The organism is Nostoc sp. (assembly GCF_036918015.1).
Classification (GTDB): Bacteria; Cyanobacteriota; Cyanobacteriia; order Cyanobacteriales; family Nostocaceae; genus Nostoc.
In genome coordinates this window covers 20,529-37,355 of sequence record NZ_JBALEO010000049.1, presented here as the reverse complement: position 1 = coordinate 37,355, position 16,827 = coordinate 20,529, and the positions used below count along the sequence as shown (strand labels likewise).

Below are 16,827 nucleotides of genomic sequence, written 5' to 3'. Positions count from 1 at the left end.
AGCAACAAAGGACAAAGGACGAAGGACAAGTGACAAATGACAAATGACACTTGAAAGCAATTTGCAGATAGGTTATTACAATAGAGAACCACCAAGATATAAAAACATGGGTAATCAGGAGTGAAAAAAGGGTGGGAGATTTTGGCAATGTTTTAACCGCGATGATTACGCCATTTAAAGCAGATGGTAGTGTCAACTATGATGTAGCGGCAGAACTGGCGGCGCATCTAGCTAACAACGGTACAGATACATTGGTGATGTGCGGCACAACAGGAGAATCCCCGACGCTAAGTTGGGATGAAGAATACCAGTTGTTTGTCGAGGTATTGCAGTCCGTGGCCGGAAAAGCCAAGGTAATCGCAGGTTGTGGATCGAATTCCACCAAAGAAGCGATCGCAGCCACCCAAAAAGCGTCTAAGATAGGAGTACATGGTTCCTTACAAGTTGTTCCTTATTACAACAAACCGCCACAAGCGGGATTGGAAGCGCACTTTAAGGCGATAGCACAAGCCTGTCCCGACTTACCGTTGTTGTTATATAATGTCCCCGGTCGTACCGGACAAAACCTTCAGCCAGAAACAGTTGCCCGGTTAGCTGAGGTTAGCAATATTGTCGGGATTAAAGAATCCACTGGTAATATAGATCAGGCAAGCGAAATTCGTCGCTTGACACCAAAAGAATTCCACATCTATTCTGGTGATGATTACATGACTTTGCCCTTGTTAGCGATCGGGGCAAAGGGTGTGGTAAGTGTAGCTTCTCATCTGGTAGGAAACCAACTACAGCAGATGATTCAAGCTTTTAATGCGGGAAAAATTGAGGTAGCAAGCGACATTCATCTCCAACTATTTCCGTTGTTTAAAGCTCTATTTCTCACTTCAAATCCCATTCCAGTGAAAAAAGCACTGCAACTTCAAGGTTGGGAGGTTGGTTCAACTCGTCCGCCGCTATGTGAAGCTGATTTAGAAGTCAGTCAAAAATTAGAAGCGGTTCTGAAAGAACTTAGTTTAATTTAACCACCAACTTATTTAAATGCTGGTAGTCTCCTCCTTGTCAAAGATACATATAAACAACGATCATAATTGTTCATAAGTTGCAATTTAAAAACCTGTGCTAGGACTGATAGATATACTATGAATCCTTGAGTCTTACAGTTGATTTTATTGAATAAAAAATTGAAATCTTCAATTAAAACTTGATTGCTTTGGGACTGGCTTAAGAGACAGATGATGTTGTCTTAAATAAAAGTTCGTTAACTATCAACTTAATTAACCACAAGTAACAATCTAAGGAGAAAATGGCTAAAAACGAAGCTAACAATTCCGCCTTGAAAATTATTCCTTTGGGCGGTTTGCATGAAATTGGTAAAAATACCTGTCTTTTTGAGTATGACGATGAAATAATCCTATTAGATGCAGGATTGGCTTTTCCCACAGAGGCGATGCATGGGGTAAATATTGTTTTACCAGATACGACCTATCTGCGGGAAAATCGCCACAAAATTAAAGGGATGATCGTTACTCATGGTCATGAAGACCATATTGGTGGGATTGCCTTTCATCTCAAGCAATTTGATATCCCGGTGATTTATGGCCCCAGACTAGCAATGGCAATGCTAGAGGGTAAATTAGAAGAAGCAGGAGTCCGCGATCGCACAGAAATTAGAACAGTTCTACCACGTGATGTAGTACGGATTGGCAAAAACTTTTTAGTTGAATATATCCGCAACACTCATTCCATCGCTGATAGTTTCACTGTTGCCATTCATACTCCCCTGGGTGTAGTCATTCACACAGGGGATTTTAAAATTGACCATACTCCAGTAGATGGTGAAAAGTTTGATTTACAACGCCTAGCAGAACATGGGGAAAAAGGCGTTCTTTGTTTACTGAGTGATTCCACTAACGCCGAGATACCAGGATTTACACCTTCAGAACGTTCAGTTTATCCCAATCTGGAGAGAGTATTTAGTCAAGCACCTGGGCGATTATTTGTCACTACCTTTGCTTCTAGCGTCCATCGCATCAACATGATTTTGGATATTGCCAAGAAGCAGAACCGTGTAGTGACGGTTGTCGGGCGTTCCATGCTGAACTTGATTGCTCATGCCCGCAATTTAGGTTACATCAAATGTGAAGATAATCTGCTGCAACCATTGCACGCCGTCCGCAATCTACCCGATGAAAGAGTACTGGTTTTAACTACAGGTTCTCAAGGGGAATTGATGGCAGCAATGACCCGCATTGCCAACAAAGAACATCCTCACATTAAAATCCGCCAAGGAGATACGGTAGTATTCTCTGCTAACCCAATTCCCGGAAATACGATCGCTGTAGTCAACACCATTGATAAATTAATGATTCAAGGTGCGAAAGTGATCTACGGTCGGGATAAAGGGATTCACGTCTCCGGTCACGGTTGTCAGGAAGAACAAAAACTGATGATTGCCTTAACTCGACCGAAATTCTTTGTGCCATTTCACGGCGAACATCGGATGCTAGTGAAGCACGCAGAAACGGCTCAGAGTATGGGCATTCCCGCAGAAAATATGATCATTATTCAGAATGGTGATATTGTCGAACTGACAGAAGATGCTATTCGCGTCGCTGGTAAAGTACCATCTGGTATTGAATTGGTGGATACTACTAGTTCGGGTATGGTAAGTGCGAAAGTGCTGCAAGAACGGCAACGCATGGCTTCAGAAGGCATTATCACGATCGCAGCTGCCATTGATTGGAATGGTAAACTGTTGGCAAAACCAGAAACTCATCTCCGGGGTGTAGTTACAAGTGTAGAGCGATCGTTGTTACAAACTTGGGTAAAACAACGCATTGAAGAAATCCTCACTGTGCGCTGGACAGAATTTGCTCCTGGCGGTGAAGCAGCAGATGTAGACTGGGGTGGATTGCAAGGAACTTTAGAACGAGAATTGCAACGTTCCATTCGTCGGGAATTGCAATGTCAACCTTCTGTGACTTTGTTGATGCAAATCCCTGATGAGCCACCTGTAAAAGTTGCTGATGGCAGAAGACGGCGGACTCGGACTGCTGCTCAGGTAGCATCATAGAGAATTTAAGGTAAAAATCTCATACAGAGATAAGTTTGAGCAGTGGCTTTCACCGCTCAAATTTCTATTGGCGCAAAGACACAGAATTTTCTGAACGTCTTTGCGCTTTCTTTTCTCATGGGTATAGAGCTTGCCTATAGTTATTCGATCTAACTTGTTAGGTTGCTGTCACTGAAGGCGTGCATACAGCGTACTGCCAGGAGGAATTGCGCTGTAGAGTACAGAAACACCCATAAGCAAGTTCATGTGATTTTAACGCTTCAAACTATATTATTTTCAAGTTGCCACTGCAAATCTAAGTTTTGTGAAACGCAATCCGATTCCAATCGATCAAAAATCACTATTTCTACGGTATTCAGCTAGCGATGAACAGGACACACTTACGTGAGAAAGTGGGAACACTGAGAGGAAAAAAGCCTTCTAGGATATTACTGATGTTTATACTTAGCAAAAATACTTTCAGAAAGACCTTATATTAAGGTTTGTAAATGTTACACTAAAACCTATCCAATGACGGATGTCTTTATTAAAATTTAAACTGTGTCAAGTTATGAACAAGATCGTAATATTACACTACCGATCCCCAGAAATTTGCGATTAACTTGACGTAGTAATAAATTAGGTTCTGACTTAAGTGGCTAATCAGGTATTACATTATATCGCAGTCAGAACGCGATTTTTCCGGGAAAGTTCGTTGCCACGTTGTATATATTCATCAAAAAGGTGAATAGCCTCAATAACACAGAGGGTTAACCATGAAGGTATTCGACAATACCACCAAAAAGATTTTCCTGGCTAGCTGGGTATCAATCAATCAAGCAGAAACTACTGACCATAAAGCAACCCAGCTAAACCATTCTCCTTCCAAGCCTTATTGGGATATTCTCCAACCCTTACGGCAACGAGTAGAAAACATTCAAGTCCGCGATCGCCAACTAGCTCACCGTTTGTGCAAACTGATTCCATCTCAGTGCCCCTTTGAGCGCGATGTCAAATTATTTGGCAAGACCTTGTTTCACATCCCACCCATGTGCAAGCTCAACCCCTTATATGAAGAAGTGGTTGGTTTACGTTTCCGAGCGTTGTGCTATCTAGCCGACGACTGTGGCGAAGATGTATCGCAGTACTGCTAATACTGAGATATGAACGCTGAGGGAAAAGTTAGGAGTCAGGAGTAATAGGTCGGGGATCAATAATATAACTCCTAATTCCTAACTCCTAACCATTTTTTATTATTTTTTTACTATTTCTTTTGCCATTTTTGAATGGCATCCTGAGCATCTTCATAAGCGCCTGTCTCCTCTGGCACTAAAGCTGCGGTGGCAATTGCAGCTTTACGTTCTCCTTCGACGGCGCGACGTTTGGCCAGGTCTAAAATTTTCTCACTCCATTTGTTGATCGATTTTTGGGCTGCATCGAAGCCTGGTTGATCTGCTGGTACTTTCTTGGCAACTTCAATCGCTCGATTATAGGTAGATGCCTGTTCAGGCTTAATTAAGGCATTAGCTGCATCTAAAAGAGTTTTGTTGCTCACATACTGTTTACCCTCTAACCGCCACAGGTTAATTGCTGCTTGTGCTTTCGCGTAGGGGGCTTCGTCTTTGGTGATTAATCGAGCAGCAGCAATAGCGCTGGCATACTGTCTTTGTTTAGCACGACCTTCTGCTAAATCTAAAATCATCTGGCTCCAAATCTGAATATTCTCTTGAGCTTGTTCGTACAGTGGTTCACCCGATTGAATTTTTCGGGCTGTAGCGATCGCCATGCTCAAATCGCTCGCCTGAGTTTGTCTGAGCGACATTTTCGCTAGGTCTAATACTGCTTGATTTCGCTTTTTTGACTGGGAACTAGAGGCTATTTGGGCGCTAGATTGATTTTTGAGTCTCACTGGTGGAGTGGAATCGCTAGGTAAATTCTCAATAACTTGGCGATCGCTAACATTAGTATTAGGTGATGTGCTTGATATTTGCTTAATTCTAAAAGTTTCTTGATTACGGAGAAAAACTACAGCGATTAAACCTGCTACCAGCAAGCTGCCTCCGCCCCATAAAATAAACTGTTTCCAAAAAGGGATGCTTGGCTGATTTGCTGGCAATCGAGAGACGTAACCTTTGGAGGAATTGGGGATAAATCTTCCTCTGGTATTCACTCCCAAGGAAGTTTCCGCCATTGGCTGGGCAACTAATTTGCTACCTGACTCCTGGACTTTTTGACTTTTCACCTGTTGGGAAGATTTCACAGTAGCTTCTCCTCGTCTGCCCCAATCTGCTGAAGTTCTAGAGGAATCATCGAGGGGAGGAGCTGCAAGGGCAATAGCAAAAGATTCTTCAGGATAAATCACCGCTTCTGCTTGAAAATCACTTTCCATTGCCAATTTTGGCAAGATTACTTGCTGCCTTGATGGGATGATCGTCGCAGGATTTTGGATAGGACGCCAGTGGTGGTGACATAACTTTGGCACAATCAGGCTTAGGTAGCTTTCTAAATCTGCCAAGTTGCTGCCATTACCAGAACGCAAAGCTTCTAATAAAGCTGCTGTAAAGAATCCGTGGCCTAGTTCGCTACTCTCATGGGAAAATTGCTCTGGTTGGCAAGAAAGAATTGTTGCCAGTTGTAGCTCTTGGGCTAATTCTATTGTTTCTTCACCAACGGGGGCATCCGCTTGAGTGCCAAAAGCGCGGTTGATATCGAGTAGTAGCAATACATTCAGATCGGCAAGTTGTAGACTTTGCATTAGCGATCGCAATTCTATGCCAGTCTCTTGCACCAGTTCGGGGTTGCCCTCTGCTGGCATTAAGTAATCTTTGCCCTTGTAATTGACTCCATAGCCGCTAAAAAATAACCACAGATAGTCTTCCGGTTGCCAACTTGTTGCTGCCAAATCTTCAAGCAGCAGCAAAATATTCTCCTTTGTCGGGTAAGTCGATCTATCCCCAATTGGCGGCGAAGTATCTGTCATCACTAGACAGTGCTTGGGCAGAAAACCTGCCTCTGTCACCAAAAAATCTTCTAGTGCCTCAGCATCTGCTTGGGCACAACTTAAAGGTTGAAATAACTGATATTGATTGATACCAATCGCGATCGCCCAGTAATTTGCCATCCCGCTCTTTGTCAGTTATTGTTGTTTGCTGGTCTTAAAATTGTGGTTGGCTTTGCCAAAAAAACAAAGCTAACCTATGTCTTATACTCTAGGTGATTCTAATTGAATCTTAAGTTAGAATGTAATTTTTATTACGTTAATTAGCCGGAAAATACCTTTACCTAATTTCAATAACAGATCATTACTAAGGAGATAGAAGGTCATGAGCAAAATTTCTGCTCACCTACCATCATCGCTCGCTCCCTTTTCAGTTATTAGCCAAATTGCCAGAAGAATCCGGATAATTCCTTTAGTAGTTTTGCTTATATCTACTGTTCCTGCGTGGTTTTTGATGGAAGCGATCGCACCGCAGCTTGTGCGAGCTTACACCGCTAGAGTCGATCTAGCTATTGACCGCCTGCCAGAAGAAAACTATGAAACCGTTCTCAGGAGAGCGGAAGCAGTCGCTAGGGCAGCTGCTCAAAGGAGCTTTGACCAAGATATCTTGGTGACAGATGTTTCCATCATTGTGTCCGTACAAAATTATGGAGCGATCGCACCAGTCCTGACATTAGATGTCAGTCGTCCTCAATGGCGATCGCGTCCTGATGCTCAAAATTGGGCCACTTACTTCAAAACTGCGCGATCTTTACTTTTCTTTGAAAATAACTCTAATCAAGTTCCAGCAGCTAGCGCTGTGTCAACGCCAAAATGACGGGTTGAGCTAGACACGTAGAGAAAGTCCGAGCCAATGAAATCCTTGGCTCGGACTTTCTCTTAAAGGAAACGCTACTCGTTGCTTGCTTGTTTGTCAGAGGTTAAGGCAAGAGACGCGATGAATCGCCGTCAAGACAAAGGACTGATTATTGTAAAGACGGCGATTTCTCGCGTCTTTGCAATCTAGGGCGTGTCATCAAAAAACCTTATCCGAACCGTATTGAGAGTAGAGGAGACGCAAATAAGTCACTTGTTAGAACTCCTTCTGTAAAAGCATCACCACGCCAGTCTTAACCCAACTTACTTATTCCTGACTCAACTGTTGTCTTTGGCGTCTGTGGATGGCCTAGAATAAGAAGGTTGTCAAGAATCGCGATATCTGCTGACATGGCTGTTCCTAAGAAGAAAACTTCCAAATCAAAACGAGATAAACGTCGAGCTACCTGGAGGCATAAAGCCGTCGTTGAAGCTCAGAAAGCCCTATCTCTGGGCAAGTCAATTTTGACTGGACGTTCTACATTTGTTTATCCAACTGCTGAAGAAGAGGAAGAAGAATCATAATTTCTCAGTCAGGAAAAGCATGAACAGCACCGATAGATTTGATTGCCAAACTCAACAATCAAAGTTCCGATCGCTAGATAAATGCTTTTTCTTAGCTTTCCTGATTGCATTATGAATCATAGACACTCTACATAAGCTCATTAGATCGAAAAAAATTGGTAGTGAGTAATTGGAAATATCCATTACCCATTACCTATCATTCAAGAGTTCATATAAAGAGTAAAACATCTGATACTGTTGGCAACTCAGCAAAAAAGCTTGTAAACATCTTGAGAAAACTTATTTTTCTCTAACTATGCTAGGAAAATTTTTTCAGAAACCAGGCAAAGAAGAAGGCGATCGCGTTCCTCCTGGTCAACACTTAGCTAAAGGTTTTCCCGTATTAACTTACGGCGAAACTCCCCAAGTCAGCACTGAGGAATGGGAGTTTCGAGTTTGGGGTTTAGCAAAATCTACTACCTTTAGTTGGTCAGATTTTATGGCGCTACCTCAACACGAATTCACAGCTGACTTCCACTGTGTAACGCGTTGGTCTAAACTTGATGTCAAATGGACTGGCATTAAAGTTACAGATTTCATGGGTCTGATTGAATTAGACCCGAAAGTAGCCCACGTTATGGAACACTGCTATGGCGGCTACACCACCAATATTTCTGTAGAAGATTTTCTACGCGAAGAAAACTTCTTTGCTTTTAAAGTCTTTGGTGAAGACCTTCCATCTGAACACGGTGGGCCGATGCGGCTAGTTGTCCCCCACCTCTACGCTTGGAAAAGTGCTAAGTGGATTAATGGTTTAGAATTTTTAGCTGGTGAAGAACTTGGTTTTTGGGAGCGCAATGGCTACCATCGCCGTGGTGAACCCTGGGCTGAGGAGCGTTACAGCAACGCTTTTGGGATGTAATAGTTAATAGTTAAGAGTTAGGAGTTAGGAATTTAGAGTTAAAAATTCATAACTCCTAACTCCTAACTCCTAACTTTTTTAACCCAGAAGTTTCTTTATAAGTGGCAATTTGCCCTGATATGGAGCATATCGCCATTTTAAATCCAGCCAGAAGGAGTTTTGCAATACACTTTTCTTATGGGAAAAGGTGTCAAAACTAGCTTTGCCGTGATAGTTGCCAATACCGCTATCTCCCACTCCACCAAATGGTAAAGATGAGACACCAACCTGCATAACTGTGTCGTTAATACAGACTCCACCAGAGGAAGTTTCCTGCAAAACTCGCTTTTGCAGGTTTTTGTCTTGAGAAAATAAGTATAACGCCAAGGGTTTGGGTCTAGAGTTAATCAAGGCGATCGCTTCTGCAATGTCAGTATATTCAATGATGGGTAAAATGGGCCCAAAGATTTCTTCCTGCATCACAGAATCTTCTAGTGAGACATTATCAATGAGTGTTGGGGCAATATAACGCTCTGAAGGTTGATTTTCTCCACCGATGACAACTTTTCCGTCTTTGAGAAAACTCACCAACCTTTCAAAGTGTTTTTGACTGATAATCCGGGCATAATCAGGACTGTTTACAGGATTATCACCATAAAATTCTTTTAAGGATTTTTCCAGCCCATCTATTAAATCTTTCTTGATTGTTTTATTAACCAAAAGATAGTCAGGGGCGATACAAGTTTGTCCAGCATTAATGAATTTGCCCCAAGTAATTCGTCTGACAGTATGTTCCAGATTAATGTCAGTATCTACGATACAAGGACTTTTGCCACCCAATTCTAAAGTCACTGGTGTGAGATGTTTTGCCGCTGCTGCCATGATGATTTTGCCGACAGCTGTGCCACCAGTAAAAAAGATATGGTCAAACTTTTCTGCAAGTAGTTTTTGACTTGCTTCCACTCCTCCTTCAATCACTGCAAGATAAGCAGGGTCAAAATGTTTGGCAATAATCTTAGCAACAATATCAGACGTATGAGAAGCAATTTCTGAAGGTTTGAGAATTGCACAATTTCCGGCTGCGATCGCACCTATTAAAGGTGAGATAATTAACTGAAATGGATAGTTCCAAGGGCCGATAATTAAGACAACCCCTAATGGTTCTGGATAAATTTTCGCTGAGTATGAAAAAAAATCCCAGGAAACCGCTGCTTTTTTTGGCTTACTCCAGTTTTGAATATTTTTGATGGCGTAATCAATATCCTTAATTACGCTGATTTCTGTAAGGTAAGTTTCCAATTCCGGTTTATGTAAATCTGCTTTTAATGCCTCAACTATTGACTGTTCATGCTCAATGATTGCTTGCTTAAGAGTTGTTAGTTGTTCAATGCGAAAATTTACATCTTTAGTTTTACCCGTTTGAAAAAAATCTCGCTGAGTCTGGATAATATTGCCAATGTTAGATAATTCAGTGGTAATCATTGTTTTGTCCTATTAAAAACTATTTAATGCTATTATCTCAGCATATTGGGTTCGTCAATTTTTAGCATTTGATTTTATACTTTAAATTTTTAATTTAAGTTTTCGATAGATAGTAGTAAGGTTATAAATTATGAATTACCAGGAGAAAAAGCTCTAAAATTCATAATTTATAATTACTAGTTTTCTCATACTTTGGTGGGTAGAAGCACAATAAATACACTACCTTTGCCCAACTCGGAATTAAGCAGAATAATGCCTTGATGTGCCTCGACAATTCGACGAGCAAGGTACAATCCTAAGCCACTACCAGAAGTCTTATGGCTGCCTTGGCGAAATCGTTCAAAGATAGTGGCTTGTTCTTCAGGGGGAATACCTGGGCCAGTATCCGCTATTTCAATTCTAATGTAGTCAACGGAATTGGATTTTTCAGAGAACTGAGATTGATTGCTTTGATCGAACTGGCGTTGAGAAGTAAAACGAATAGTTATAGACCCAGAGTTGGTAAATTTGATCGCATTGCCTATGAGGTTGGTAAATAGACGATGCAATTCTAAGCGATCGCCCATGACTGTGTTTGATTCTTCGGTAAAATCCACACTTAGCGACAGTGCTTTGTCTTGAGCTAAGGGTGATAATTCTCCAGTTACCTCTTCTAGCAATTGGCCCAGATTAACTGGTTGAAACGCTAAACTTTTGCGACCTGCTTCAAAACGATAAACTTCCAATAAGGTATTGACCATAGAAAGCAGGTTGATATTGCTACGAGCCATGATGGCGATTACTTCCTGCATTTGCGTTGATAATGTTCCCAACGCACCTTGCTGAAATAGCATTAACATACGATCGGCGGCTACCAAGGGAGTGCGTAAGTCGTGGGTAAGGCGGGAGACAAAATCTTCTCGCTGACGGGCAATTTCATCACGTTCATCCATACTATGCTTCAAACGTAGGAGCGATCGCACTCGTGCCAGCAATTCATCTACTGTTACAGGTTTGCGGATAAAATCATCAGCACCCAAATCTAAGCCGTGGGCGACGTTGGGCGTATCGTGGGCAGTTATCAGCAATATGGGGATGTATTGCGGCAATTTCATCTCTTTCCGAATGTGTTTAGTGACTTCGTACCCGTCCATACCTGGCATCATCAGATCCAATAGAACTAAATCACAAGGAGAAGCTTTCAATTCTGCCAAGGCCGAAATCCCATTTTCTGCGGTGCTAATCGTGTAACCTTCTTCCTCCAAAATAGTTTTTATCAAAAACACGTTATCAGGAGAGTCATCGACAACCAGAATTTTGTCAGAGCGAGAAGATTGTGAAGTCATATAGATGCAAGCTACGGGGTAAAAGGAAATTTTTGATAAGACTAGCTGTATTTGTAACAATTTGTCTAGCTATACGCGTGTGAATCGTTCTCTTTTGTTGGCTCAGGCAGAGACTTTAGAGATGTTTTGAGCAAAATCCAATCAAGATAGAGTATAAGAATCTGCATTTTCAGAAAGTGGTTGAGACATTGGAAGCTTTCATCCTTCAGCAGCCATGCCCAGATTTTTTTCAGCAATAGCACTAGGATAACTTCAATAGATTTCTTGAGAATCAGAGTAATTAATATTTCTAACATTGCGATCGCCTCAGCTGCTTGACTGAGTTCAATGTCGCAATTTTGTTTTGTAGTTATTTATTTGACTTGTTGTGACTTAGATTGACTTGTCTTGACATCTCATGACTTGCCGTAATTCGCTTGAAACACACGCACGCTAAACTGAACTTGAAGCCGATTTTACAATAGGTATATGTCGTTACCAAAAGACTTCTTTACACAACTAGAGCAATACAGCGAATTGTCAAATAGAGAAAAGGCAGTTTTTGCGGAAATCTTTTGTAATAGCAAGAGCCGAGTCGAAGTGACACAAGCGTTTCACATCTCTGAGAGCAATCTAAGTAGTTGCCTGACAGGTATTTACAAGAAGTTCAGTATCAATGGTAGTGGGCCTGTGAAAGAAACCCGCTTGCGGATTTATTGAAAAACTACAAGCGCTCATTCCCCAGAGGCAAGGCTATCTAAAACTTGCTGAAATTCTGCTATGGAAAGAATTGCGATCGCACTTTTAACACAAAGTAGGCGATTCGCTCATTCTCCAGATGTGAGATTATCTAATAGTTGCTGAAATTCTGCTGTAGAAGGAATTGCGATCGCACTCTCACCACAAAACAGGCGATCGACGTGTTATGCCAATACATCGGTGTGTTATGCCAATACATCGGTGTGTTATGCCAATACATCGGTGTGTTATGCCAATACATCGGTGTGTTATGCCAATACATCGGCGTGTTATGCCAATACATCGGTGTGTTATGCCAATACATCGGCGTGTTATGCCAATACATCGGCGTGTTATGCCAATACGCCTGCGTGTTATGTTAATACATCGACGTGTTATGCCAATACGTCGGCGTGTTACGTTAATGCACCAGAGCGATCGCTCATTGCCCAGAAGTGAGATTATCTAAGAGTTGCTAAAATTCTGTTGTAGAAAAAATTGCAATCGAACTCTCATCAAAAAATAGGCGATCGCTCATTCTCCAGACGTGAGATTATCTAATAGTTGCTGAAATTCTGCTGTGTAAAGAATTGCGATCGCACTTTTATGAAGCATTTTTAGCACAGATGGTTCTTCTATCTTATTGACAACTTCCACAATAGAGCTTGGCACTTCTCCAAATCGCGTTTCTAGGACTGTAATGATGCTTTCTCTAGCATTTTCGACAATTCCTTCTTCTTTTGCTAGCCTTTCAATACTAGTTACGTACCGCATTCTATCTGCCTCCTCGTAACTTCTAACTTCTGTTTTAAAACTAAGTGCCAACTCTTTTGGCAAAACCATTATCCAGTCGATAAACCGAAATAATTCCCGAATATCTTCCCGGCTATATCCCCGTTCATACAGCCGTCTGACTAGGTTTAGTTTCCACTGTAGCCGATTTTGTGGGTTTCGTTGCGTTGCCTTGGTCTTGAGATGCGCCATCACAATATAATTACTAATTCGTAATTCGTAATTCGTAATTCGTAATTGAAGAATAGAGAGGAACTTGATTAATCAATGAACACACAAAAGCGCGTAGCATTATTATTTTGAAGCAAGTGAGTTTAGTTGTGGGATAATAATTACGAATTACGAATTATCAATTACGAATTATTTTGACTTCTTTCCAAGGACTATCGTAATCAGTAAGTTGCTCGGTCATGAACTAAAACAAAAAGTATCTCTGTGCCATTGGTAAAACTGTCGCAGGTTCACAAATCAGCAACTCACCATCAGCCCTGACTTGATATGTTTCTGGATCTACTTCAATGTGGGGTAGTGCATCATTCAGCTTCATATCCCGTTTACTCAATTGGCGTGTCCCAGAAACTGCAACTGCTGCTTTTTGTAAACCTAGCTGGCTGGGAATTTCTCTCTCTAAAGCTGTTTGTGAAACAAAAGTTAATGATGTGGCATGACGCGCCCCTGCAAAACTAGCAAACATCGGTCGCATATACACTGGTTGCGGTGTAGGAATACTGGCGTTAGCATCGCCCATTTGCGCCCATGCAATCATTCCGCCTTTAATCACTATCTCTGGTTTCACGCCAAAAAATGCAGGACGCCACAAACATAAATCTGCTAATTTCCCCTCTTCCACTGAACCCACATATTGATCAATCCCGTGAGCGATCGCAGGGTTAATTGTATACTTAGCAACATATCTTTTTGCCCGAAAATTGTCTGCTTTTTGCTCTGTTCCTTCTGGGTTAAGAGTTCCCCGTTGCACCTTCATTTTGTGAGATGTCTGCCAGGTGCGAATTATCACTTCGCCTACTCTTCCCATCGCCTGGGAATCGGAAGAAATCATGCTAAATGCGCCTAAGTCGTGCAAAATATCCTCGGCGGCAATGGTTTCCCGGCGGATGCGAGATTCGGCAAAAGCAACATCTTCAGCGATCGCAGGATCAAGGTGATGGCATACCATCAACATATCTAGGTGTTCGTCTAAGGTGTTGAGGGTGTAGGGACGTGTCGGGTTGGTGGAAGAGGGGAGAACGTTGGCTTGTCCGCAAACTTTGATAATATCTGGTGCGTGTCCTCCGCCTGCGCCTTCAGTGTGGTAGGTGTGGATGACACGATTCTTGAAAGCAGCGATCGTATCTTCGACAAATCCGGCTTCGTTTAGAGTATCAGTATGAATTGCTACTTGTACATCATACTCATCGGCAACACTGAGACAAGTATCAATTGCTGCGGGTGTGGTTCCCCAGTCTTCATGAAGTTTTAACCCCATTGCACCGGCGGCTACTTGTTCTACAAGTCCTTGGGGTTGACTGGCGTTACCTTTACCCATAAATCCCAAGTTGACGGGAAAAGCATCAGCAGCTTGCAACATTCGGTAAATGTTCCAAGGGCCGGGGGTGCAGGTAGTGGCGTTTGTACCCGTAGCTGGGCCAGTACCGCCGCCAAGCATGGTAGTAATTCCAGAGGCGATCGCCACTTCAATTTGTTGGGGACAAATAAAATGAATATGGGCATCGATACCGCCAGCAGTGAGAATCATTCCTTCACCAGCTAAGGCTTCAGTACCGGGGCCGATAATAATATCTACATTATTTTGAATATAAGGATTTCCAGCTTTACCAATTTTGAAAATCTTGCCATCTTTAATGCCGATATCCGCTTTGACAATACCCCACCAATCGAGAATTAAGGCATTAGTAATAACTAAATCTACAGCACCGTCGGCGTTAGAAATGGGAGATTGTCCCATTCCGTCTCTGATGACTTTACCACCGCCAAATTTCACTTCGTCGCCGTAGGTGGTGAAATCTTGTTCAACTTCAATAAATAATTCTGTATCTGCAAGTCGGATGCGATCGCCTATTGTGGGACCGTAGGTTTCGGCGTAGGCGCGGCGATCCATTCTGTAAGGCATAATGGGACTCCTGGGGTGGTGTTACTTTGATTATTTTTGAGCAAGTTTAGAGATATTCAGAGTAAATTTTGTATAAATTTATAATTTTGTTGTGACCGTAGATGTATGGAAATAAATTTTAATGGTAGTTAAAGCGAATTTATAACCGCTAAAATCTAGAATGATATTGGGAACATAGGCAGATATAAAACTGAGGTAGAATGTTATCTAAACTGAGAGTTCAGCACTACAAGAGCCTCTTTGATATCGAAGTTGATTTAGAACCATTAACTGTATTTATTGGACCAAATGGTTCTGGAAAGTCAAATATTTGTGAAGCTTTATTTGTATTATCTAATTTTTTGGAAAGATTAATAGCGAATACAAGTAATTATGAAGTAATACCTTTTCTCGCTCAATCTTTAATAGCCGTAAATACAAACCAGCAGAAAATAGAATCAAAATTCTGGCAGGGAAAACAAGATTATATTTTATTTGAGGTCAGCACCATCTTAAATATAGAAAACCAGCAATTTATTTCAGTTATATCAATTAATATTGATTTTACTCAGCGAATATTGACTATTAATAGTCAAGAAAATTCTATAAGCCCTAGTAGTTCAGCAAGTTCGAGTACACATAATATAAGAAATTTTTTAGTTTCTAATAACTATTTGGATTCTCCTCTAGCCAAGGCAATCAGAAAAGTTAGTATTTATGATTTTGCCCCAATTAGTCTCTCTAATAATATTCCATCAACTGGTGGAATGGATAAAACAGGACAGGGAATTGTTGATGCTCTAGCTGATATTTTGCTGAGTAATCGTAAAAGTTTTGATGAGTTGGAGGAACGTTTGACACGGCTAGTTCCTAATATACAGAGAATTTCTTTACTGCGTAGAGAAGATAGAACTTTTTTACTAGAATTAATCGACAGATATTCTGAACATCATATCCCTGCTTCGGATATATCTGATGGTACACTTAGAATTTTGGCATTTCTAACCGCACTGTATCAAGAAAATACCCCCAGTATTATTTGTTTTGAAGAGATAGAAAACGGAGTTCATCCTTGGTTGTTACACAAAATGATGGAATTATTGCAAATAATTTCTACAGAGGGGATTACAGGTAAACCTGTTCAAGTATTAATCACAACTCATTCTCCCGTGTTGCTAAATTATGTCGAACCTCACCAAGTGCGTGCTGTTGAGTTAGACACCGAAGGTAAAACTCAAATTCATGCCTTACCCATTGATTCGGAACGCTTCCAAAAAGCCCTAGAAGCTTATGATGGAGCATTAGGTGAACTTTGGTTTACGAATGTGTTTGGAGGTAATCCGGTATGAATCGGGCGATTCGTATTGGGCTAATTGCTGAGGGAGAAGCAGAACTCGGAGCAAGTATTCCCTATATTAAACCAGAAGATGGTGGAAAAGTTATTGAAAGAGATAGAGAAGGGGCACTTCATACCATAATCAGACGAGAAATTAATAATTTGGGATTGCCTGATTGTGATTTTGTACAAAGACATCCATCCATCAGCGAGAGTCGAGTCTTTAAACGGCGTGTAGGACACTCAATTTTAGATCCAAAATATTTAGCACAGGTGATTATCGCGTGGAAACCTGAAGAAGTTGATATGATCCTAATTGTGGTTGATGCAGATGATAAGCTTCAGCAAAGGCAAATTGACTTGGAACGGGCTTTAAATAAAATCCGTGATAATCACCTGGATCTTAATGAGCAAAAAATTAGCGATCGCAGTGCAGGAGGTTTGGCGATTAAAAATTTTGAAATATGGTTGTTGGCAGATACTCAAACTGTATCAAGTATTTTAGGTGTAGAGCTTGAACCTCTGGAAAATTTAGAAGAATTAGATGGTGGAAAAGGTATTTTAGAAAATGCGATCACACAATCAACATATCTCTCTGAAAATAGTAGCAATCAACGCCCTCTACAAATTCGATGGAAACTTGCTTTTGATATTGATTTAGCAATTATCAAAAATCGTTGTCCGAATGGATATGCTACTTTTTCACAACATTTAATTGCAGCTACAAAGGTAGTTGCTAACTCAATCGCAGGTACGTAGCA

General features: G+C 41.3%; 15 protein-coding genes. 9 read left to right on the top strand and 6 right to left on the bottom strand.

Annotated features, from left to right (window positions below):
- Nucleotides 1–131 precede the first annotated feature (131 nt).
- From dapA to V7K61_RS11895, 3 genes are all read left to right on the top strand, one after another.
- Nucleotides 132–1,016, top strand: a complete 885-nt coding sequence (gene dapA, locus V7K61_RS11905; protein ID WP_335053513.1) for a 4-hydroxy-tetrahydrodipicolinate synthase — start codon at nt 132–134, stop codon at nt 1,014–1,016.
- Nucleotides 1,017–1,297: 281 nt separating this feature from the next.
- Nucleotides 1,298–3,067: a ribonuclease J gene (locus tag V7K61_RS11900; protein WP_335053512.1), complete on the top strand. Its 1,770-nt coding sequence runs from the start codon at nt 1,298–1,300 to the stop codon at nt 3,065–3,067.
- 755 nt (nt 3,068–3,822) lie between these two features.
- On the top strand, nt 3,823–4,200 hold the full coding sequence (locus V7K61_RS11895; RefSeq protein ID WP_292717619.1) for a Mo-dependent nitrogenase C-terminal domain-containing protein: 378 nt from the start codon (nt 3,823–3,825) through the stop codon (nt 4,198–4,200).
- A gap of 110 nt (nt 4,201–4,310) precedes the next feature.
- Here the strand turns inward: V7K61_RS11895 and V7K61_RS11890 are convergent, their stop codons facing one another.
- Nucleotides 4,311–6,167 carry a caspase family protein gene (locus tag V7K61_RS11890; protein ID WP_335053511.1) on the bottom strand — a complete coding sequence of 619 codons (1,857 nt, stop codon included), beginning with the start codon at nt 6,165–6,167 and terminating at the stop codon, nt 4,311–4,313.
- A 202-nt stretch (nt 6,168–6,369) separates the two neighbouring features.
- Between V7K61_RS11890 and V7K61_RS11885 the strand changes: the two genes are divergently transcribed.
- The 3 genes from V7K61_RS11885 (at nt 6,370) to V7K61_RS11875 (ending at nt 8,325) form a co-directional block, all read left to right on the top strand.
- A complete protein-coding gene (locus V7K61_RS11885; RefSeq protein ID WP_094348614.1) occupies nt 6,370–6,861 on the top strand; it encodes a hypothetical protein in 492 nt (163 codons plus the stop codon).
- 389 nt (nt 6,862–7,250) lie between these two features.
- Entirely contained in the window at nt 7,251–7,424 is a 174-nt protein-coding gene (rpmF, locus tag V7K61_RS11880; RefSeq protein ID WP_012407602.1) for a 50S ribosomal protein L32, read from the top strand.
- A 295-nt stretch (nt 7,425–7,719) separates the two neighbouring features.
- Nucleotides 7,720–8,325 carry a sulfite oxidase-like oxidoreductase gene (locus V7K61_RS11875; protein WP_335053510.1) on the top strand — a complete coding sequence of 202 codons (606 nt, stop codon included), beginning with the start codon at nt 7,720–7,722 and terminating at the stop codon, nt 8,323–8,325.
- Between the two features lie 78 nt (nt 8,326–8,403).
- On the opposite strand, the gene V7K61_RS11870 is transcribed toward V7K61_RS11875, so the two are convergent.
- Together V7K61_RS11870 and V7K61_RS11865 are read right to left on the bottom strand one after the other, a co-directional pair.
- Nucleotides 8,404–9,786 carry an aldehyde dehydrogenase gene (locus tag V7K61_RS11870; RefSeq protein WP_335053509.1) on the bottom strand — a complete coding sequence of 461 codons (1,383 nt, stop codon included), beginning with the start codon at nt 9,784–9,786 and terminating at the stop codon, nt 8,404–8,406.
- Nucleotides 9,787–9,971: 185 nt separating this feature from the next.
- Nucleotides 9,972–11,111, bottom strand: coding sequence for a hybrid sensor histidine kinase/response regulator (locus V7K61_RS11865; RefSeq protein WP_335053508.1), 1,140 nt, complete (start codon nt 11,109–11,111; stop codon nt 9,972–9,974).
- Nucleotides 11,112–11,579: 468 nt separating this feature from the next.
- Here V7K61_RS11865 and V7K61_RS11860 point away from each other — a divergent pair, with 468 nt between their 5' ends.
- Nucleotides 11,580–11,810, top strand: a complete 231-nt coding sequence (locus tag V7K61_RS11860) for a hypothetical protein (RefSeq protein WP_335053507.1) — start codon at nt 11,580–11,582, stop codon at nt 11,808–11,810.
- Nucleotides 11,811–11,940: 130 nt separating this feature from the next.
- Here the strand turns inward: V7K61_RS11860 and V7K61_RS11855 are convergent, their stop codons facing one another.
- The 3 genes from V7K61_RS11855 to ureC all read right to left on the bottom strand — a co-directional run bounded on the left by V7K61_RS11855 (nt 11,941) and on the right by ureC (nt 14,751).
- On the bottom strand, nt 11,941–12,174 hold the full coding sequence (locus V7K61_RS11855; protein WP_335053506.1) for a hypothetical protein: 234 nt from the start codon (nt 12,172–12,174) through the stop codon (nt 11,941–11,943).
- A gap of 188 nt (nt 12,175–12,362) precedes the next feature.
- Entirely contained in the window at nt 12,363–12,812 is a 450-nt protein-coding gene (locus tag V7K61_RS11850) for a hypothetical protein (RefSeq protein WP_335053505.1), read from the bottom strand.
- Nucleotides 12,813–13,035: 223 nt separating this feature from the next.
- Nucleotides 13,036–14,751, bottom strand: a complete 1,716-nt coding sequence (ureC, locus tag V7K61_RS11845; protein WP_335053504.1) for an urease subunit alpha — start codon at nt 14,749–14,751, stop codon at nt 13,036–13,038.
- Between the two features lie 200 nt (nt 14,752–14,951).
- Here ureC and V7K61_RS11840 point away from each other — a divergent pair, with 200 nt between their 5' ends.
- On the top strand, nt 14,952–16,079 hold the full coding sequence (locus tag V7K61_RS11840; protein WP_335053503.1) for an AAA family ATPase: 1,128 nt from the start codon (nt 14,952–14,954) through the stop codon (nt 16,077–16,079).
- Nucleotides 16,076–16,825: a hypothetical protein gene (locus V7K61_RS11835; RefSeq protein ID WP_335053502.1), complete on the top strand. Its 750-nt coding sequence runs from the start codon at nt 16,076–16,078 to the stop codon at nt 16,823–16,825. The genes V7K61_RS11840 and V7K61_RS11835 overlap by 4 nt, the downstream gene beginning before the upstream one ends.
- Nucleotides 16,826–16,827 lie beyond the last annotated feature (2 nt).